General features: G+C 67.7%; 16 protein-coding genes, 1 tRNA gene and 3 pseudogenes. 12 read left to right on the top strand and 8 right to left on the bottom strand.

All coding sequences use genetic code 11. The annotated features are described in order from the left end of the window. Positions 1 to 128: 128 nt before the first annotated feature. A complete protein-coding gene (locus I004_RS0104535; RefSeq protein WP_028434497.1) occupies positions 129 to 728 on the bottom strand; it encodes a GDSL-type esterase/lipase family protein in 600 nt (199 codons plus the stop codon). 387 nt (positions 729 to 1,115) lie between these two features. On the opposite strand from I004_RS0104535, the gene I004_RS0104530 reads away from it, so the two are divergent. After that, positions 1,116 to 1,949 (top strand): PIG-L family deacetylase, encoded by an 834-nt coding sequence (locus I004_RS0104530; RefSeq protein ID WP_028434496.1) that lies wholly within the window; start codon positions 1,116 to 1,118, stop codon positions 1,947 to 1,949. Positions 1,950 to 2,326: 377 nt separating this feature from the next. Here the strand turns inward: I004_RS0104530 and I004_RS0104525 are convergent, their stop codons facing one another. Beyond that, positions 2,327 to 3,670: a M14 family metallopeptidase gene (locus I004_RS0104525; RefSeq protein WP_051344704.1), complete on the bottom strand. Its 1,344-nt coding sequence runs from the start codon at positions 3,668 to 3,670 to the stop codon at positions 2,327 to 2,329. Between the two features lie 316 nt (positions 3,671 to 3,986). Here I004_RS0104525 and I004_RS40150 point away from each other — a divergent pair. Both I004_RS40150 and I004_RS0104520 read left to right on the top strand, forming a co-directional pair. Then, a pseudogene (locus I004_RS40150) lies at positions 3,987 to 4,148 on the top strand (IS5/IS1182 family transposase); the annotation flags it as partial. A gap of 202 nt (positions 4,149 to 4,350) precedes the next feature. Then, the gene (locus tag I004_RS0104520; RefSeq protein ID WP_028434494.1) at positions 4,351 to 4,842 is read left to right on the top strand and encodes an SRPBCC family protein; all 492 of its coding nucleotides are present in this window, start codon (positions 4,351 to 4,353) and stop codon (positions 4,840 to 4,842) included. Positions 4,843 to 4,849: 7 nt separating this feature from the next. Here the strand turns inward: I004_RS0104520 and I004_RS39790 are convergent, their stop codons facing one another. Continuing rightward, entirely contained in the window at positions 4,850 to 5,023 is a 174-nt protein-coding gene (locus tag I004_RS39790; RefSeq protein WP_199779324.1) for a hypothetical protein, read from the bottom strand. A 45-nt stretch (positions 5,024 to 5,068) separates the two neighbouring features. On the opposite strand from I004_RS39790, the pseudogene I004_RS40145 reads away from it, so the two are divergent. After that, positions 5,069 to 5,259: pseudogene (locus I004_RS40145) on the top strand (hypothetical protein); the annotation flags it as partial. Positions 5,260 to 5,492: 233 nt separating this feature from the next. After that, positions 5,493 to 6,329, top strand: coding sequence for an SDR family NAD(P)-dependent oxidoreductase (locus tag I004_RS0104510; RefSeq protein ID WP_028434493.1), 837 nt, complete (start codon positions 5,493 to 5,495; stop codon positions 6,327 to 6,329). A gap of 92 nt (positions 6,330 to 6,421) precedes the next feature. On the opposite strand, the gene I004_RS37405 is transcribed toward I004_RS0104510, so the two are convergent. After that, positions 6,422 to 6,952: a MarR family transcriptional regulator gene (locus tag I004_RS37405; RefSeq protein ID WP_051344703.1), complete on the bottom strand. Its 531-nt coding sequence runs from the start codon at positions 6,950 to 6,952 to the stop codon at positions 6,422 to 6,424. Between the two features lie 235 nt (positions 6,953 to 7,187). Here I004_RS37405 and I004_RS32205 point away from each other — a divergent pair, with 235 nt between their 5' ends. From I004_RS32205 to I004_RS37400, 3 genes and pseudogenes are all read left to right on the top strand, one after another. Then, on the top strand, positions 7,188 to 7,520 hold the full coding sequence (locus tag I004_RS32205; RefSeq protein ID WP_037975006.1) for a nuclear transport factor 2 family protein: 333 nt from the start codon (positions 7,188 to 7,190) through the stop codon (positions 7,518 to 7,520). A 438-nt stretch (positions 7,521 to 7,958) separates the two neighbouring features. After that, positions 7,959 to 9,156, top strand: a pseudogene (locus I004_RS32200) (IS110 family RNA-guided transposase). Positions 9,157 to 9,278: 122 nt separating this feature from the next. Then, a complete protein-coding gene (locus I004_RS37400) occupies positions 9,279 to 9,521 on the top strand; it encodes an alcohol dehydrogenase catalytic domain-containing protein (protein WP_028434491.1) in 243 nt (80 codons plus the stop codon). A gap of 434 nt (positions 9,522 to 9,955) precedes the next feature. On the opposite strand, the gene I004_RS0104485 is transcribed toward I004_RS37400, so the two are convergent. After that, positions 9,956 to 10,029: transfer RNA gene (locus tag I004_RS0104485), tRNA-Pro, on the bottom strand. 185 nt (positions 10,030 to 10,214) lie between these two features. On the opposite strand from I004_RS0104485, the gene I004_RS32190 reads away from it, so the two are divergent. Both I004_RS32190 and I004_RS0104475 read left to right on the top strand, forming a co-directional pair. Continuing rightward, positions 10,215 to 11,600 (top strand): NAD(P)/FAD-dependent oxidoreductase, encoded by a 1,386-nt coding sequence (locus tag I004_RS32190; RefSeq protein ID WP_051344702.1) that lies wholly within the window; start codon positions 10,215 to 10,217, stop codon positions 11,598 to 11,600. 269 nt (positions 11,601 to 11,869) lie between these two features. Then, a complete protein-coding gene (locus tag I004_RS0104475) occupies positions 11,870 to 12,937 on the top strand; it encodes a glycosyltransferase family 2 protein (protein ID WP_028434490.1) in 1,068 nt (355 codons plus the stop codon). Between the two features lie 43 nt (positions 12,938 to 12,980). Here the strand turns inward: I004_RS0104475 and I004_RS0104470 are convergent, their stop codons facing one another. Continuing rightward, positions 12,981 to 14,255, bottom strand: coding sequence for a 4-hydroxybenzoate 3-monooxygenase (locus I004_RS0104470; protein WP_051344701.1), 1,275 nt, complete (start codon positions 14,253 to 14,255; stop codon positions 12,981 to 12,983). 172 nt (positions 14,256 to 14,427) lie between these two features. Between I004_RS0104470 and I004_RS0104465 the strand changes: the two genes are divergently transcribed. Beyond that, entirely contained in the window at positions 14,428 to 15,450 is a 1,023-nt protein-coding gene (locus I004_RS0104465; RefSeq protein WP_028434488.1) for an NAD-dependent epimerase/dehydratase family protein, read from the top strand. A 180-nt stretch (positions 15,451 to 15,630) separates the two neighbouring features. Here the strand turns inward: I004_RS0104465 and I004_RS40140 are convergent, their stop codons facing one another. Together I004_RS40140 and I004_RS32185 are read right to left on the bottom strand one after the other, a co-directional pair. Next, positions 15,631 to 16,899 carry a sensor histidine kinase gene (locus tag I004_RS40140; protein WP_028434487.1) on the bottom strand — a complete coding sequence of 423 codons (1,269 nt, stop codon included), beginning with the start codon at positions 16,897 to 16,899 and terminating at the stop codon, positions 15,631 to 15,633. Then, positions 16,892 to 17,662, bottom strand: a complete 771-nt coding sequence (locus I004_RS32185; RefSeq protein ID WP_051344700.1) for a response regulator transcription factor — start codon at positions 17,660 to 17,662, stop codon at positions 16,892 to 16,894. Before I004_RS32185 ends, I004_RS40140 begins: the two co-directional genes overlap by 8 nt. A 124-nt stretch (positions 17,663 to 17,786) precedes the next feature. On the opposite strand from I004_RS32185, the gene I004_RS0104450 reads away from it, so the two are divergent. After that, positions 17,787 to 18,461, top strand: coding sequence for a glycosyltransferase family 2 protein (locus tag I004_RS0104450; RefSeq protein ID WP_051344699.1), 675 nt, complete (start codon positions 17,787 to 17,789; stop codon positions 18,459 to 18,461). The last annotated feature ends 56 nt before the right edge of the window (positions 18,462 to 18,517 follow it).

Raw genomic sequence — 18,517 nt, 5'->3', positions numbered from 1 at the left:
ACGGAGTTTCGAGGCTGCTCTGTGATCACCGGGGGCAACGGCTCGATCAGTGACCACAGTTCGTCCGAGACGGTCCACGGACGAGTGTCGCGCGCTTCCCGCAGCCGGACCAACGAGCATCGAACAGGTCAGGCAGACAGCCAGTCCCGCCAGCGCGGTGCGATCAGAGCGGTGATCTCGTCGTAGCCGCCGGCACCGGGATGGGCGCCGTCGCCGATGTGTACTTCTCTCGTCCATACAGCACTCTCGCGCAGGCGCTGATGGACGGATACGTAGGGGACGGAGGCTTCGCGGCAGACAATTGCGAACCGTTCGTCGAGCAGCGCAGTGCGTGCGTTGTGCTCATCGTCATCGACAGGCGGCGGGGAGACCACGAGGGCGAGCCATCCTTGGGCGGCGGACTGGCCCAGTATCTGAGCCAGATTGGCTGACGATTCCTCGGGCGTCAGGCGCGGGCGGCCTCCTTCCATCGTGGTGTCGTTGACACCGAAGGACAGGACGACCCGCTGATCGGTGCCGCCTCGTAGTCGCTGCACGCACTCGTACTGCCAGCGAGCGAGGATGTCGGAGGAAGTCTGCCGCCGCACGCCAAGGTTGTAGCTGGTCAGCGGTTGTCCATCGGCGTAGCTGCGTGCAGCTAGCCGCCCCGCCCAGCCGAGGCACAGCTGGTCGCCAACGCCGGCGACAAAGGAGTCACCGACGAAACAGATACGCAGGTCACGGCTCACGCGAGGATCATCGCACTGCTCCCAGGAGAGACAACCTCCGCCCACTGAGGCGTGATCGGCAGTAGCGCCGTAGGTCGCCGGGCAACGCATCCAAGCGGGCAAGGCCTTTCGCCCGCCGGATCGTCACCGCCCACCTGGACGAGGACGTCATCCGCGTTGGCGCCCTTGCCTTGTTCGCGTTGAAACGCCGACGCCTGGAAGGCCGAGCGGCCGCGCCGGGAACAGCCGCTCCGGTCGGCACGGTTACATCGACCGACGGGCCGGCGCCGCACGGGCGGGGAACACGGAGACCACAAGGTCCTCCGCCCCGTCAGGACCCGGTTCCCAGAATCGCGGTGCGCCCACCGCTCAATTCGGACAAGACGCATTTCTGCAGGAGGACGTTTCATGACTGGCCGGCCCTTGACGCTCATGGCAGTACACGCCCACCCGGACGATGAGGCCACCGGAACCGGAGGGGTACTCGCGCGGTACGCGGCCGAGGGCATCCGCACGGTTCTCGTGACGTGTACCGACGGCGGTTGCGGTGACGGACCGGGGGGTGTGAAGCCGGGCGACCCCGCGCACGATCCGGCGGCCGTCGCCGCGATGCGCCGTCAAGAGCTCAAGGCGAGCTGTGACGTCCTGAAGGTCAGCGATCTGGAGATGCTGGACTATGCCGACTCCGGGATGACGGGCTGGCCGAGCAACGACGCCCCCGGATCCTTCTGGCAGACCCCCGTGGAGGAAGGGGCCGCCCGACTTGCGGAACTCATGCGGCACTACCGACCCGATGTGGTCGTCACCTACGACGAGAACGGCTTCTACGGCCACCCCGACCACATCCAGGCCCACCGCATCACGATGGCGGCGCTGGAGATGACCTCGCTGACGCCGAAGACGTACTGGACGACGATGCCCCGCTCGATGATGCAGCGGTTCGGGGAGACCCTCCGCGAGTTCGGTGAGGACATGCCGGAGCCGGATCCTGCCGAGGCCGCCGCGATGGCCGAGATCGGCCTTCCCGACGATGAGGTCACCACGTGGGTGGACACCCTCGCATTCAGCAGTCAGAAGTTCGATGCGCTGGCCGCGCACGCCAGCCAGGGCGAGAACATCTTCTTCCTCAAGATGGGCAAGGAGAGGTTCGGCGAGTTGATGGGCATGGAGACCTTCGTACGCGTCAAGGACGCCACCGGCGCGGCCGTACCGGAGAACGATCTCTTCGCCGGACTGCGCTGATCCGCCCGTCCGACCGGGACCCGGGAATCAATTCAGCGGTGCGGGCCTCCCTCGCCGGCATCCCCGCTGCATGTGCTCAGAAAGATCGCCGGACATGGCTCCCGCAGCACGAAACAGCGCTACCTCCACCCCGAGATGCGCGCCGTCGACCTCGCGTATGCAGCGCTGAGCGATCACCTCGCAAAGGGGCGAAGGGACGGCGGTGGTCCCCATCTGGTCCCAGCAGTTGCCGCTGAAAGCCGCAGTCGTCCAGCTTCGTCGACCTTCTGCGAGCCACTTCTTGGAGCGCACCCGGGCGTTGGACCGTCCCCGGTGAACGGACGAGGGGCCGGGCACGTGCTTCACCTGCCCGACCCCCTGTCCGCGTCCCTGGCGACTCACTCGTCCTTGCAGTACTTGCCTTCCTTGCCGATGGACCGGTACATGCAGTCGGCGTTCTCGATCAACTGCAGCACCGCGTCCCGGTTGCGGCTCGTCTCGCGCTCGATGACCTCGTCGGGCGGGTAGAAGCCGCCGCCGCCGACGTCCGTCGGATACATCTCGAAGGTGTAGGCGAAGACCTTCTGGTCACCCCACAGCCAGTCGTCGATCGACCCGTCCGTGACGTAGAGGTCGCTGGACTGCTCGGCGGTGTATTTGTTGCTCTTGCCCATCTTCTTGCCCACGGCCTCGAACGCGTCGTGGTCGTCCTGGGTAAGGCCCTCGGCGGTGTCGTCGGTGGTCCATCCGTAGGGCCAGAGCACCAGTTCGCTGTAGGTGTGGAAGTCGATGGCCGCCTTGAGTTGCTGCTTGCCTCCGACCACACGGGAGCGTGCGAAGTCGGCGACCACCTTCACCTCCGGTGCGGACTCGCCGGACTTGCCTCGATAGGTCTCGTCGCCGGGATCGTCAGAGGAGCCGCCGCAGCAGCCGAACTTGAAGTCCCAGTTGCGATTCAGGTCCGTGCCCACTTGATCGGAGCCGGAGTTGGGCTGCCGGTTCTTGCGCCAGCTCTCATAGGAACCGGACTTGATGTCGTACTCGCCGCCGTCCGGATTGAGGTCGGGGACGATCCAGATCTCGCGGCCGTCCACGGCCTTCTTTATTCGGTCGTCCGAGTCGTAGTCCCCGCCGAACTCACCCATCAGGTAGAGCGCCATCTCGACGGTGAGGTGCTCGCGGGCGTGCTGGTGGTGGGTGAAGAGGACTTCGGGCTCGTCCTCGTCCTTCTTGACGTTGTCACTGATCTTGACGGCGATGATGTCCCGGTCCTCGTGGGACTTGCCGATGACCTTTTTGCTCATGATCTTGGGGTTCTGCTCGATGCGCTTGTCGATCGCTTTCATCGCTTCGGCGTAGGTGTGATAGCCGGAGTCGTCGGGCGGGAAGTCGCCGGGCTTGCGGGCCTGTCCGCCTGTACGGGCAGGGGGCCCGCTCAGCTTCTTCATCTTGTGCCCGAGCTTGCGCAACTTGGCGGCCTGGGCCGAGTCGGCGCTGACGACCACGGAGTGATCGTGGACTTCGTCCAGCGAGACACCGGTGGCGGCGAGCGCCGTGCGGTCGGCGACGCTGGAGGGCCCATGGATCTCGTACTGCCTGATGTCCTCTTCCGCGGCCGTGTTGGACGGCCGGTCCGGGGGAGAGGCGGTGGCGTTCGCGGTGGCTATGAGCGCCCCCGTGAGAATCATCGCCAGCAGGGCGATGAGGGCGTTGGTCGGTTTTCGGAATAGGCGAAGTCGCATTGCAACTCCCGTATCGGGTGTGGGGGGTGCCGCGAAGCGCGCGGATGGCGTCCGCGTGCTTCGGGTCTGGCGATGCGTGTCGTGCGTAGATCCTGACTCAGAACAAGCTGTCGAGCAGCTTGTTCGGGGAACCGGTTGACGGTGCCTTCCACCGGGCCGGGGTTCCAGTGGGTGGTCAGCCTGGCGGTGACAGTGAGCTGTTTCCAACCTGCTTGAGCACGATGGCAGTTGACGGTGGGGGTGGTGTCCAGACGCACGGAAGCTCCTGGTAGACGGGCCGTCGGCCAAGACCACCTGTCCGCCCAGGAGCTTCCGCGTGCTTGTCCACCCATCCGGCGTCGACCTGTCCAGCTCCCCCCCCCGCTTCCTCACCGCCCGGCTGCGTGAGTGGCGGCGCGAACGCCGCACTCGGTAACGTCGGCTGACCTGCGGACGCCAGGACTTGCTGGTGCTGGCCCAACTGCGCTGCGGGGACACCTAGGCTCAGCTCGCGGCTGGTTTCGGTGTCGACCGGGCCGTAAACGTCTCCCACGCCGGCCACAGCGCGCTCTCGCCCTCCGCTGGCACGGCGACAGCCGCCACGACCACGCGGACCGGGGAATCGTTGACATGCCGTGACTGAATAATATGAGGCGAGGCTGCAAGTACATGCCTTCACTCGGGAACCGGAGCACTCCGCCATGAAGTACACCGTCTCCATCGAGATCGCCCTGCCGCGGGAGAGGGTGGTACAGCTGCTCGCCGACCCGGCACACATGTCGAAGTGGCTGCGGGGTCTGGTACTGCACGAGCCGCTGAGTGGGGTGCACGGGCAGGTCGGCACGACATCGCGGGTCGTGATGCAGATGGGGAAGCAGAAGATCGAGTGCACTGAAACCATCACGCGCCGGGAACCGGCAGACCTGCGCGGGATCCCGAAAGGGGACGTCGTTCACTTCGACCGCGAGATCGTCGGCGAGGGCATGTGGAGCGCCGTGCGCGAGCGGCTGACCGAAGCCGGCCCGGAGACGACGCTCTGGGTGAGCGAGAGCGAATACCGGTTCAGCGGTTCGCTGATGCGGCTGGTGGGGCTCCTGATGCCCGGCGCCTTCCGCAAGCAGTCGCAACAGCACATGCGGGACTTCAAGGCCTTCGCCGAGCAGGGAAAGGACGTCCGCGAAGCGAAGGACTGATCTACCATCAGCGTTCGTCTCCCGAAGAGTGGTGAGCAGCCGACGTGGCGGCGGGCCGACCACCAGTGTCGAAGTCACCGTCGAGGTGGGCGGCGAAAGTGCTGATGCCGGGCAGGCGGTTGCCGTCGAGTGTGGTCAGCATCCCGGCGAACGAGCTGGTCAGCGCCGCGGAGGGAATCACTGCCCGCTCCGACACCTCCGCGCCATCGGTGCTCTCGCGGGCATCTGGGTGGAGGACCCCGATCCGGACGACCCTGTCGGCATCAAGGACATCGGTGAGATCGGCGCAGTGAGCGCCGCGGCTGCGGGCGCCAACGCGGTGGGCCGCGGACGGGTGTGCGGCATCGAAACCTGCCGATCCGGCGTGATCGTGTCCTGCTGGCCGAAGAGGGAGCGGGATCGCAGCGCGTCGCTTGAGCTTGCCGAGTGGCCCGACCGCTCTCCCCGGTGCACGGGGAGCTGCTCGGGTGCGACCGCCTGCCGAAGCCCCTGCGCCACGCCCCTCGCCCGACCGGCACGAGGACAGACCGAGAGGCAGACCTACGAAGTTCTACCGGTGTGAACCAGCGGAAATATTCTGTCCTGAGCGACACGTTATGATGTCTGTGCAGACACTAAAGTTCGCGAGTTGACCGACGTAGGGACGTGACATGAGGACTTGGTTCATCACTGGCGGGACGCCTGGCGGGTTCGGGCTTACATTTGCGGACGCCGTGCTAGCGCGCGGAGACCGGGTGGCGATCACATCACGGCGTCCCGCGGAGCTGTCCGACTGGGCGGCGCCGCACGGCGAGAGCGTTCTCGTACTGAAGCTCGACGTCACCGATACTGATCAGATCCGCGCGGCCGTAGCGGCGGCCGAGAAGTGCTTCGGCGGTATCGATGTCCTGGTCAACAACGCCGGCCGTGGCTGGTACGGGTCGATTGAGGGGATGCCGCTGGAGGACGTTCGCCGCCAGCTGGACCTGAACTTCTACGCCGTGCTCGAAGTGACTCGCGCAGTGCTGCCTGGCCTCCGCGCCCGGGGTGACGGCTGGATCGTGAACATGTCCTCGGTTGCCGGTCTGGTGGGCGTCCCCGGGTTTGGCTTCTATTCGGCGTCGAAGTTCGCGGTCGAGGGGATCACGGAGGTGCTGCGTCACGAGGTCGCCGAGTTCGGCATCAAGGTGCTGGCCGTCGAGCCTGGCGCTTTCCGGACCAGCGCCTACGCGAGCTTTGCGCACGAACCTGTGAAGGAAACTGTCGAGGCTTACCTTCCGCAGTTGGAAGCCGTGCGGGAGTCGATGATCGAGCAGGACGCCAAACAGCCCGGTGACCCGGCACGTGGAGTGCAGGCTGTGCTTCAGGGGATGGAGCAGGAGGTACCGCCCCATCGCCTCGTGCTCGGTGGTCAGGGCTTCGATGCGGCAACCGGCGCCCTGCAGGCGGCCCTAGCCGATCTTCGCGCCAGCGAATCCCTCTCTCGCAGTGCGGACTTCCCCGAGTGACTGCCCGGGTTTCCCGCTCATCGAGCTGCGTTGACAGAAAGCGCTCTCCGCGCGCTCAGTCCTTGAGCGGGAGCGGGGTAGGGGGTGCGCGCTCACTCCGGTCGGCGCTTGAGGCCGTGCCGGCGCATGTCCTCGGCGGCACTGATCGCATCTGCAGTGAAGCGTTTCGTAAGCTCGGTGTAGCGGGCGATGTCACGCGAGGACCACTTGGCCAATACCTGGGCGATCATGTCGTCGCCGAGGTTGTAGATGTGCCGCGCGGCTTCCGTCCCCTCCGGGGTCAGTGTGATCAACGTCGACCGGGTGTCGTCTGGAGCGGGATCGCGTGAGACGAGCCCTTCGCCCTCAAGTCGCTTGAGTATCTTGCTGACGTTTGACGCCCCGGTGCCCATGGCCTGGGCGAGGTCGCTGGGACGCATCGGTTGGCCTGCGGCCAGATGACGCAGCGCCTGATGGGCGGGCTGATCGATCGGCTCGCCACTTGAGGTGAGAATTTCGCTCTGCAGTCCCGGCGACTCCCACAGCAGGATCAGTGCGCTCAGGCTGGCCAGCAACTCAGATCGATACGGGAAGTCACGGGCCTCGCGCAGCCTCCGGGGTGGGGTCTCGACGGGTTCGACCATGCGGACAGCCTATCGAAGCGAGCTGCAGTAGTTGGGAATGTATTGTCCTTCAAGACACGTTATGCTGTCTGCACGGACAGTAAATTGGTTACTGTGTGGCTCTCGAGCCCTGCAGAGCCAGTGCCGTCTCCGCGGGCGGCATCCGCGAGCAGGTGGCCGGGCATCGCCACTCTCGTTCCTCGTCCCGCCCACCCCGTCGCTAGCTCCATCCCTTGCTCAGTAGAGAGGCAACACTATGACCACGGTTGTGAACGACCCCACCGTCGCCTCGTTCATCGAGGGCACGAACGGTTGCGACGCCGACGCTCTCGCCGGCCTCTTCAGCCCTGATGCAGTCGTGATCGACGACGCCACCGAGTACCGCGGCACCGAACAGATCCAGTGCTGGATACGGGAGCACATGATCGCCCCGAAGATCACACTCTCCGTCATCGACTTCAACGGCACGGCCTCCGTATTGACTGCGAACGCAGAAGGCGACTTCCCGGGCGGGCCGTTGCCGTTCCAGTTCCGCTTCTCGCTGGGGAACAACAGCATCGAACGGCTTGAGGTGACCCCCGCCAGCTGAGGCCGTGACCGCGGCCCGGGGGAGTGCGCATCCTGGGTCGCTCCGGGCAACCCCGGATCGAAGTAGCGAGGGGGGCATGGAAGTTCGCGTCAGCCATCGGCCCGGTCGGGGGCTGCGCCGTACGCCGGGGTTGTGCTCCCAGGCCGATCGGGGGGGCGAAAGGCGCTCTCCTCCCGCGATCCCCCGGCCGCATGTCATCCCCATTACCTTCTTTGTGGCCCCGCAATGGGGCTCCCGGCCTCTGGAGCTGGCATGACTGAGTCCCCCTGTCGAGTGCATGGCCTGGGGGGTGGTGTCACCAGCTCCGGAGGCACTGACAGACCGCTGCTTAGGGACATGACCACCGGCTTCTTCGCAGGTCGGGAGGCTCTTCGTAATGTGGATGTGGCGATCGGTGCCGTGGGACGGCCGGGCGGGTACGACCGGAGAGTGCACGTGATCGACACCAGTGACATCGGCGTCTTCCTCGGCCTGGATGTCGGCAAAGGCGAACATCACGCCACCGCCGTCACCCCCGCCGGGAAGAAGGCCTTCGACAAGCGGCTTCCCAACAGTGAGCCCAAACTCCGCGAGGTCTTCGCCAAGTTGAAGACCAAGCACAACACCGTCCTGGTCGTGGTCGATCAGCCCGCCTCGATCGGCGCCCTGTCACTGGCCGTGGCCCGGGACATGGGCTGCGAGGTCGCCTATCTGCCCGGCCTGACGATGCGGCGGATCGCCGACCTCTACCCCGGCGAGGCGAAGACCGACGCCCGCGACGCGTTCGTGATCGCGGACGCGGCCCGCTCGATGCCGCATACCCTGCGGTCGATCGAGCTCGAGACGAGACCATCGCCGAGCTGGAGATGAACGTCGGGTTCGACGACGACCTCGCCGGCGAGGCCACCCGCATCAGCAACCGGCTGCGGGGACTGCTGACACAGATCCACCCGTCCCTGGAACGGGTGTTGGGCCCGCGAGTGCAGCACCCGGCCGTCCTGAGACTGCTGAACCAGTTCGGTTCCCCGGCCCAGATCCGCAAGGCCGGACGCCGACAACTGATCAGCCTGATACGGCCGAAGGCACCGCGGATGGCCGGGCGCCTGGTCGAGGACATCTTCACCGCGCTCGACGAGCAGACCGTCATCGTTCCCGGCACCGACGCTGCCGCGCTGATCGTCCCCAGCCTGGCCAGCTCGCTGCAATCCGTGCTCGACCAGCGCAAACTCCTCGCGGCCAGGATCGAGGAACTGCTGGAGGCCCACCCTCTTTCCCAGGTCCTGACGTCCAGGCCCGGCATCGGCGTCAGGACCGGAGCCCGCATTCTCATCGACGTCGGCGACGGATCGAATTTCCCGTCCGCCGCCCACCTCGCGGCCTACGCAGGCCTCGCACCCGCAACACGCACCTCGGGCTCCTCGATCCGCGGCGAACACCCTCCCGACGCGGAAACAAGCAGCTCAAGCGAGCGTTCTTCCTCTCCGCGTTCGCAGCCCTGGCCGAACCGGCCTCCAGGGCCTACTACGACAAGAAGATCGCCCAGGGAAAACACCACACCCAAGCCCTCCTCTGCCTCGCAAGACGACGAGCCGACGTGCTCTTTGCGATGCTCCGCGACGGCACCTTCTACAACCCCCAACCCACCCCCACAGGTTGACGAAACCCATAGGGACACCCCCCGTCGGACTTTTCGCCCCAACTCGCCTGTACCGCTGAGTGACTTTGGGCGCACCCGCTTCATTCACAGCCACCGAACGAACGAAGAGCCCAGGAGGGCCGATGTTCTCCGTATTCGCCCGGCGTTCCGATTACGACGACCCGGTATCCGCTGTCGCCATCGGTGATCAGCCTGAACCGGAGGTCCCCGACGGTTGGACCACAGTCTCGATCAGGGCCGCAGGGCTCAACTGGCATGACCTGTGGACCCTGCGGGGTATCGGCACGTGGCCCGTCACGCCGCCGGCCGTCCTCGGCGTCGAAGGCGCGGGGTGCCTCGAGGACGGCACAGACGTCGTGCTGTAGCCGTTGCTGAATGACTCCGCCTGGCGCGGCGATGAGACGCTGGATCCCGATCGCCACACGCTGAGCGAGAAGTTGGGGAATGTCCCCCGGGGACACCATGCTCGTCCAGGGGTCGTCAGGCGGAGTTGCCACCGCATTGATTCAGATGGGTAGCGCTGCCGGCATGCAGGTCTGGGCGACTGGCCGCAGCAATGAGAAGCGAGAGTTGGCCGAACGCATTGGCGCACACCGAGGCGTCCCTGGGATGCGTGACGGGCCATGCCGCCACGGTCTCCCGTAGTTGTTCTCGACCGGCTGCCCCGGGCCGGTTAGCAACCACTTCGGGAGACGGCTTTCCGAGATCTTCTCCCGGGTTTCTCCCAACGGGGATCAGAAAGCCGCCAGGGCCGGTTTCCCAAACTTGGGAAACCGGCCCTGACGTGCGTTTTTGTGTGTCGGGACGGCGGGATTTGAACCCACGACCCCTTGACCCCCAGTCAAGTGCGCTACCAAACTGCGCCACGTCCCGGTGCCCGACCCGGCCCGGGATCTGCGCCCCGCGCCGCTCGCGCACGAAGAACAATACATGACGTGCCGAGGTGCTCGCGCACCCATATGGGGCCGGGAGAGGGCGGTGGCCTGGGTTTGGGCCGGGGGGCCGAGGGAACTGCGGGCAGGGTCCGCGAAGGTACCCGAGGTCTGGAGCACCCACCAGTGGGCCGGTCCCGCATAGTCATCGTCGGAGCTGGATTCGCCGGATACCAGGCAGCGAGGCGGCTCTCACGTAAGTTCCGCGGGGCTGCGGAGATCGTTCTCGTCAACCCGAACGACTACTTCCTCTACCTGCCCATGCTTCCGGAGGTCTCCGCCGGCGTGCTGGAGCCCCGTCGGGTGTCGGTGTCGCTGGCGGGCACGCTGCGCGGGGTGCGGCTGGTGCTCGGTGAGGTGGACGGGGTCGACCTGACCTCCAGGAAGATCACGTACGTGGATCCCGAGGGCAACGGGGGAGAGCTGCGCTACGACCGGCTCGTACTGACCGTGGGCAGTGTGAACAAGCTGCTGCCCATTCCCGGGGTCGCCGAGTACGCCCATGGCTTTCGGGGCATGCCGGAGGCGCTGTATCTGCGTGATCACATCACGCGGCAGATCGCGATGGCCACTTCGGCCGAGGACCCCGCCGAGAGCGACGCGCGCTGCACCTTCGTGGTCGTCGGCGCCGGCTACACCGGTACGGAAGTCGCCGCCCACGGCAAGCTGTTCACCGATTCGCTCGCCAAGCAGCACCGCAAGGCGGGCAACGGGCTGCGCGGTGACCGCCTACCTCGCTGGATGCTGCTCGACATCGCTCCGCGTGTGCTGCCGGAGCTGGACGGTCGTCTGTCGAAGACGGCGCACCGTGTGCTGACCAAGCGGGGCGTGGAGGTCCGGACAGGTACGTCGGTGAAGGAGGCGACCAAGGAGGGAATCCTCCTGGACGACGGCGAGTTCGTCCGCACGCGTTCACTGATCTGGTGCGTCGGCGTGCGGCCCGACCCGTTGGTGGAAGAGATGGGGCTGCCCACGGAGAAGGGCCGGTTGTGCGTCGATGAGTATCTGCAGGTGCCGGGTCATCCGGAGGTCTTCTCGTGCGGTGACGCTGCCGCGGTTCCGGATCTGACGCGGCCGGGCGAGTACACGCCGATGACCGGGCAGCACGCCGTGCGGCAGGGGAAGACGGTCGCGGACAACGTCGCCGCTTCCTACGGCTACGGTCAGCGCCGCCCGTACAAGCACAACGACTTGGGGTTCACCGTGGACCTGGGCGGGGTGCAGGCGGCGGCAAATCCGCTGGGGGTGCCGCTGTCGGGACCGCTCGCCAACGCCGTGACGCGCGCTTATCACTTGGCTGCGCTACCCGGGAACCGGGTGCGTGTGGCAGCCGACTGGCTGCTGGACGCGCTGCTGCCGCGGCAGGCTGCCCAGCTGGGCCTGGTGAGGTCCTGGTCGGTGCCGCTGGAGTCGTCCTCTCCGGAGTTGGCGCACTCTCCGAAGCGCGCCGCGGGCTCCGCGGCTCGTCGGACAGACAACCGTGACGCTGGTGGCAGTTCCACTCAGGGGTGAGCGCGGTATCCACATCCCGCGCGTTGCCCACAGAAAGTAGTGACCCAAAACTGTAAGTGACCGTTGCGGGCTAGCTTGTCTTCCGTGCCCGGCGAGAGGCGCCGGGTCATGCGAGAAGAGGAGGGGCCCATGCACGGGGGGCTGCCGTTCATCGGTGTCAGCGTGCTGGTGTACGGGGTGGTCGGAGCGGTCGTGATAGCGGGCAAGTCCCTGCGGCGCTGCCGACGGGCACGTCCTGCAGCAACCGCGGCGGCGCAGGGGGTGAGCGCGTGGTCCGCAGCGTCACGGTGATCATCCCGGCGCACGACGAAGAAAAGGGCCTGCCCGCCACCTTGGAGTCGGTGCTCAGCCAGTCGGTGCCACCGGAGCAAGTCATCGTCGTCGACGATGCCTCGCGAGACCGGACCGGAGACGTGGCGCGCAGCTACGGGGTGTCTGTGCTGCGCCCGCCGCAGAATCTGGGCAGCAAGGCACGGGCGCAGAACTACGCACTGCCGCACTGTTCAGGGGAGTTGGTGCTGGCGGTCGACGCCGACACGGTATTGGCGGGGGACTACATCGAGCGGATCCTTCCCGCGTTCGACGACCCTGAGGTTGTCGTCGCTGCGGGCAATGTGCAGACGCGATTCGCGCGGACGGTGTGGGAGCGCGGCCGCTCGGTGGAATACCTCTTCGGCTTCCACTGGCACCGGCCCATCCAGCAGTGCGCCAACAGCCCCATGGTCTGCTCCGGTTGCTGCTCGGTCTTCCGCAGAGACGTGCTGGTGGACTTCGGCGGCTTCCCCGAGCGGACGATCGTCGAGGACATGGACTTCACCTGGTCACAGCAGATCGCGGGACGCCGTGCGCGCTACGTCGGTGATGCGGTCGCCTGGGCCGCTGACCCGGAGACGCTGCTCTACATGCGCAAGCAGGTGTGGCGGTGGATGGCCGGCTTCTGCCAGAACGTGCGCCTGCACACAGGGCAGTTGCTGCGTAGGAAGCCGATACTCGCAGTGTGGGTGCTGCTGGCGATACTGGAGATCCTCACCGCGCCTCTCTGGTGGAGCGCACCGTTCGTCCTCACACTCGGCATAGGGCGTCCTGCTCTGCCCACGGTGCTGTGGTGGCTGGGCGCGGAGCTGGCCTTCACGCTGCCGCCTCTGGTGTACGCCGCACGAAAACGCCGACTCCCGCTGGGGCGTGTGCTGTTGAACATCCCCTGCGTCTATCCGGCCAAGATCGTGAATCTGCTCTATGCGTGGAAGGCCGTCGCGGTGGAGCTGGTGCTCGTTCCGTTGCGCCTCTCACGCGGCTTGACTGTCTACGAGAAGGGGCGGGGATCGGCGGTGGCGTGAACCGGTGCCATCGGCGGCACGGCCGCCCGAATCAAAGAAGGGCCTATTCGACTAGGGCAAGTCCCGCGTAGTTCTCGGCGAGTTCGGTGGCGGCGGCGCGTGAGGAGGCGATGCGGTCGAGCTGAGAGAGCTGGAGACGGGTGTCGAAGGGGGACTGATCGGGGGAGGTGTGCAGCGTGGTGGTCATGAAGTAGGAGAAGTGCTCGGCTCGCCAGACCCGTCGAAGACGGTCGTCGGAATAGCTGTCGAGTGCGGCGGTGTCACCGGAGGTGTAATAGCGGGCGAAGGCTCGGGCCAGCACAGCGACGTCGGCGACAGCGAGATTGAGTCCTTTGGCGCCGGTGGGCGGCACGATGTGGGCGGCGTCGCCCGCGAGGAACAGCCGTCCGTGACGCATGGGTTCGGTGACGCTGCTGCGCATGGGCAGCACCGCTTTGGAGGTGATGGGCCCCCGGTTGAGCCGCCATCCGCGGTCGTCCCTGAGGGCGAAGCGTGCGTCGAGTTCGTCCCAGATCGGCTCGTCGGGCCACTCGTCGGGATCGGTTCCGTTCGGCACCTGCAGATAGAGGCGGCTGACGGACGGGGAACGCATGCTGTGCAGAGCGAAACCGCGCGGCGAGTGTGCGTAGATCAACTCGTCACAGGAGGGAGGGGCTTCGGCGAGGATGCCGAGCCAGGAATACGGATACTCGCGCTCGTAGGTACGGGCGACCGAGGCGGGGAGTGCGCTGCGCGCGATGCCGTGCGAGCCGTCGCAGCCCACGACGAAGTCGCATCGCAGGGTCTGCGGGCGGCCCTCGTGGCTGAAGTGCAGGACGGGCTTCTCGGAGTCCGAGCCGGTCTCCTTCGCCCCCTGTTCCATCTCCTGAGTGAGGCCCGAGACGGAGTGGACCTTGGCGTCGAAGAGCAGGGGTGCGCCGTCGGAGAGTTCGGAGAGCTGAAGGGAGATGAGATCCTTGACGATTTCCGTCTGGGCGTAGATCGTCACGCGGCGGCCGTCCGCCAGAGTGGGGAAGTCGATGTGCTGGGAGCGTCCGTCAAAGCGAAGCTCGATGCCGTCGTGCACCAGGCCTTCGCGGTCCATCCGGGCTCCGGCGCCGCAGTCGTGCAGCACGTCCACCGTCGTCTGCTCCAGCATCCCGGCCCGCTGCCGTTGCTCCGCGTAGGAGCGGTCACGGCTCTCGAGGACGACGCTCGAGATGCCGGAGCGGTGAAGGAGCCGGGAGAGCAGAAGCCCCGCCGGGCCTCCGCCGATGATGCCGACGGTGGTCTCCTCCGGGATACGGGGGATGAGCCCGCCGGTCGAGCCCTGCGTCATCGTCGGGCTCCGTGACTGCGGACGGGCGCGAGGCAATGGGGCGCGGCTTCGATGCACGAGATGCACATGCGGTGATCGTCTCAACAGCGTGAGCGACTGGCCAGACCTTACGGAAGGCTGACATACGTCCCGGTTCGGCCGGTCAGGGATCCAGCGGCCGTAACGTGGCGACATGCGCGTACTGGTGACAGGCGGTTCGGGGTTCATCGGGTCTCACATCGTGACCGTGCTCGAGGCCACGGGGCACGAACCTGTGGTGTTCGACAGGGCAGCGGTGGACGGGACCCGCGGAGACGTACGGGACCCGGTGGCTGTGAGGGAGGCTCTCAGAGGAGCCGACGCGGTGTGTCACCAGTCCGCGATGGTGGGGCTGGGCAAAGGCTTCGCGGATGCGTCCGAGTACGTGAGCAGCAACGACCTCGGTACGGCCGTGCTGCTGGAGCAGATGGCCGATGCCGGAGTGCACAGGCTGGCCTTGGCCGGGTCGATGGTGGTGTACGGCGAGGGGCGGTACAGCTGTCCTGTTCACGGGGTGGTGCGGCCCGGCCCCCGGTCCGTATCGGACCTGGACAGCGGCCGTTTCGAGCCTCCCTGCCCACTGTGCGGTGCCGCGCTTGATCCCGAACTCGTCGACGAGGACGCCCCGGCCGACCCGCGCAACGTCTACGCCACGACGAAGCTGGCACAGGAGCATCTATCGGCCGCTTGGGCGCGCGCCACCGGAGGCCGGGCCGTCAGCCTTCGCTATCACAACGTCTACGGAGACGGGATGCCGCGGGACACTCCCTACGCGGGTGTGGCCTCGTTCTTCCGCTCATCCCTGGAACGGGGGGAGGCCCCCCGGGTGTTCGAAGACGGTGCGCAGCGGCGTGACTTCGTCCACGTCGACGATGTGGCGGCCGCGAACGTCGTCGCCCTGGAGGCCCTCGACGACCTGCCGGTCGGGGGACTGCGCGCGTACAACACCGGGAGCGGACAGCCCCACACCGTGGGGGAGATGGCCCACGCGCTGGCGGATGCCTACGGCGGGCCGAAGCCGGTGGTGACGGGGGAGTACCGGCTGGGCGACGTGCGGCACATCACCGCGTCCTCAGAACGCTTCCGCCGTGAACTGGGCTGGAGCGCGCGCGTGCCGTTCGCCGAGGGGATGGCACGGTTCGCGAAGGACCAACTGGCCGCCCCCGCCCGACCCTGAGCAGCCTGGCAGGCTTGCGCAGCGTCCGCGCCCCGTGGGGCGGCAGCGGCCGCGAACGTCCGGTCGCGTGGCGACGGCCCACCCCGCCGTGGACCCGGCTATCCGCCTGCGGCTCCGAGCCCTTGGCGGTCAACTGCGCGACAGAGCGGTCTGATGAGGGGGTGTCCCGTCGCCCGTACGTCAGCGGGCAGCCGGGAGCACGACGTCGAAGCGGCAGCCGCCAGGCACATTGCGTACAGCGGCGCGCCCCTTGTGGGCCTCGACGATGCCGCGCACGATCGCCAGTCCGAGCCCCGCACCTCCGGGGGGCGTGCGTGCGTCGGTGCCGCGCCAGCCGGTGTCGAAGACCCGTGGAAGGTCTTCCGCCGGGATGCCTCCGCAGCCGTCGACGACCGACAGCACCACCGAGTCCTCAACCTGTCTCGCGGACACGGCGACCGTGCCGTCCGCGGGCGTGCGGCGAATGGCGTTGACGAGGAGGTTGGCCAGCACGCGGGACATCTCCTTGCCGTCCACCTCCATCGGGATCTGCTCGACGCCGGCGGCGGCGAGACGAACCCCTAGCTCGCTGGCGAGGGCGTCGGCTCCGGCGAGAGCGTCGCTGACGAGGTCGTACGCGGAGATGCGCGTCCGCGACAGGGTGAGCGAACCGGCCTGGATGCGCGAGAGTTCGAAGAGGTCGCCGACCATGCCGGAGAGCCGTTCGACCTCGCCGCGTATCTGGCGGTGGTAGCGGGCCGGGTCTTCGGCGATGCCGTCCTCGAGCGCCTCGGCCATCGCACGCAGCCCGGCCAGCGGTGACCGCAGGTCGTGCGAGATCCACGCAACGAGCTCGCGGCGTGAGGCCTCCAGGGCGCGCTCGCGTTCGCGCGAGAAGGCGAGCCTTGCGCTGCTGTCCGCCAACTGTCGGGACAGCGAGGTCAGTTCGGCCGGCATGGGCGTGGTCGGCTGCACGAAACCGCCGACGGCCTGACCTGTCCCATCCGCCCCCGGGGAGAGGATGCCCCACGCCGCAGACTGACCGCCGTCTCCGCTACGGGGCGAGGCGCCCACCGAGGCAGTACGGTCTGTTTTGCCCCGGCCCGCCGTACCGCCGGTGCCTTCGGCTTCTCCGGCGCTGCCGGTCTCGCCCAGCGCCCGAGCCGCCTGCTCCAGCGCTCGGTGCCCGCCGATCACCCACCGGCCGAGCCACAGGGCGGTGGCCGTCGCGGTCACGCCCGCCATCACGCACACCGTCGTGACCACGCCCAGGTCGTGCTTGTTGAGAAGCATCGCCCACGCCACCGACAGGGTTCCGGCCAGCACCGAACCGACGGCCACAGCGGTCAGGACGGCGAGCGACACGGCCACCGACCGGCGTCGCAGAGCGCGCAGCACGACCAGCCCCGCCAGGCCGACGGCCGCCGCTCCCAGCGCCGCGTAGAGCGCGATGAGCAGCAGGTCACGCATTACGGCCTCCGACGTCACCGAGGCCGCCGGCGTCCGCGTCTCCGTCGGCCGGGTTCCCGATGCCGGTGGCGTCGAACCGGTAGCCGACGCCCCACACCGTCGTGATCAGCCGCGGGTGTGCGGGATCGGCCTCGACTTTGTGGCGCAGGCGCCGCACATGGACGGTCACAGTCGACAGGTCGCCGAAGTCCCAGCCCCACACGTCCGTCATGAGTTGTTCCCTGCTGAACGCCCGCCCCGGATGGCGCAGGAAGTGCGCGAGCAGATCGAACTCTCGAAGGGTCAGCGACAGAGGACCACGAGCGTCGGAGACCGAACGGGCGGCCGGGTCGAGGGTGATGCCGCCACCCGTCAGCAGCGGTCCGTCCGGCGGCGGTGACCCCGCGCGGCGCAGCACCGATTCGACGCGGAGCACCAGTTCACGCGGGGAGAACGGTTTGGTGACGTAGTCGTCCGCGCCCACTTCGAGGCCGAGGATGCGGTCCTCCTCGTCGCCGCGTGCCGTCAGCATCACCACGGGCACCGGTCCCTGCCGGCGCAGCTGCCTGCACACCTGAAGGCCGTCCAGTCCCGGCAGCATCAGGTCGAGCACGACGAGATCGGGCGGTGCGGCCTGCGCCCTGGACAAGGCGTCGAGCCCGTCGGCCGCGCGGTCGACGATGAAACCGGAGCGGTCGAGGTAACCGGCCACCACTTCCGTGACGGTCGGATCGTCGTCCACGACAAGGACCCTGCGGGCCGCGGCCGAAGGCTGTGTTCGCATACGGCGAGTCTGGCACCGGGCCGGGCGCGGAGGACCTGCCGAGGCGTCGCCGGGGTGCGGATGTCAGCCTTCCGTAAGGTGCGTCGATCCCATATGTCTGTTTTGGGTTCGTAGGGTGAGGCAGATGGAGATGACCACCAACTCGCAGTTCTGGCACGGAGACCTGGTGCTTCCCTGCCTCAACGAGGCCGAAGCGCTGCCATGGGTGCTGGATCGGATTCCGGCCGGATGGCGGGCAATTGTCGTCGACAACGGCTCGACCGACGGCTCGGCGGGCATCGCGCGCGACTACGGCGCCACAGTGGTGCGCGAGGAGCGCCGCGGATTCGGAGCGGCCTGCCATGCGGGGCTACTCGCGGCCGAGGCGGAGTTCGTGGCGTTCTGCGACTGCGACGCCACACTGGACCCGGGCATGCTGCCGCGCGTCTCGGCGCCGGTCCGCGAGGGAACGGCGGACCTCGTACTGGCGCGGCGTCGCCCGACACGGCGCGGGGCGTGGCCGCTGCACGCCCGTCTCGGGAACCGCGCCCTCTCGCGCATGGTGCGGCGGCGCACCGGCGTGAGGCTGCACGACCTTGGGCCGCTGCGCGCCGCCCGTCGCGAAGCGCTCCTCGAGCTGGGCCTGACGGACCGCCGCAGCGGCTACCCGCTGCAAATGGTGGTGCGCGCCGCCGACGCGGGCTGGCGCATCGACGAGACGGAGGTCGACTACCTGCCCCGTTCGGGCAAGTCGAAGGTGACCGGCACCTGGCTGGGCACCTGGCACGCCGTACGCGACATGCAGGCGGTGCTGCGATGAGCGGCCGCGGCCAGGACGGTCGCCAGGCCCTGCGGGGCGACCCCCTGGATGCCGGC

The organism is Streptomyces sp. TAA486 (assembly GCF_000426165.1).
This window is presented reverse-complemented; position numbering and strand designations above follow the sequence as displayed.

What these genes read in the sequence shown, in the direction of transcription:
- I004_RS0104525 (WP_051344704.1), bottom strand. Translation starts at nt 3,670, where the DNA reads ATGCGACTTCGCCTATTCCGAAAACCGACCAACGCCCTCATCGCCCTG.
- I004_RS32185 (WP_051344700.1), bottom strand. Translation starts at nt 17,662, where the DNA reads ATGCGAACACAGCCTTCGGCCGCGGCCCGCAGGGTCCTTGTCGTGGAC.
- I004_RS37405 (WP_051344703.1), bottom strand. Translation starts at nt 6,952, where the DNA reads ATGGTCGAACCCGTCGAGACCCCACCCCGGAGGCTGCGCGAGGCCCGT.
- I004_RS0104465 (WP_028434488.1), top strand. Translation starts at nt 14,428, where the DNA reads ATGCGCGTACTGGTGACAGGCGGTTCGGGGTTCATCGGGTCTCACATC.
- I004_RS0104450 (WP_051344699.1), top strand. Translation starts at nt 17,787, where the DNA reads ATGGAGATGACCACCAACTCGCAGTTCTGGCACGGAGACCTGGTGCTT.
- I004_RS0104520 (WP_028434494.1), top strand. Translation starts at nt 4,351, where the DNA reads ATGAAGTACACCGTCTCCATCGAGATCGCCCTGCCGCGGGAGAGGGTG.
- I004_RS40140 (WP_028434487.1), bottom strand. Translation starts at nt 16,899, where the DNA reads ATGCGTGACCTGCTGCTCATCGCGCTCTACGCGGCGCTGGGAGCGGCG.
- I004_RS0104510 (WP_028434493.1), top strand. Translation starts at nt 5,493, where the DNA reads ATGAGGACTTGGTTCATCACTGGCGGGACGCCTGGCGGGTTCGGGCTT.
- I004_RS37400 (WP_028434491.1), top strand. Translation starts at nt 9,279, where the DNA reads ATGTTCTCCGTATTCGCCCGGCGTTCCGATTACGACGACCCGGTATCC.
- I004_RS32205 (WP_037975006.1), top strand. Translation starts at nt 7,188, where the DNA reads ATGACCACGGTTGTGAACGACCCCACCGTCGCCTCGTTCATCGAGGGC.
- I004_RS0104470 (WP_051344701.1), bottom strand. Translation starts at nt 14,255, where the DNA reads ATGACGCAGGGCTCGACCGGCGGGCTCATCCCCCGTATCCCGGAGGAG.
- I004_RS0104530 (WP_028434496.1), top strand. Translation starts at nt 1,116, where the DNA reads ATGACTGGCCGGCCCTTGACGCTCATGGCAGTACACGCCCACCCGGAC.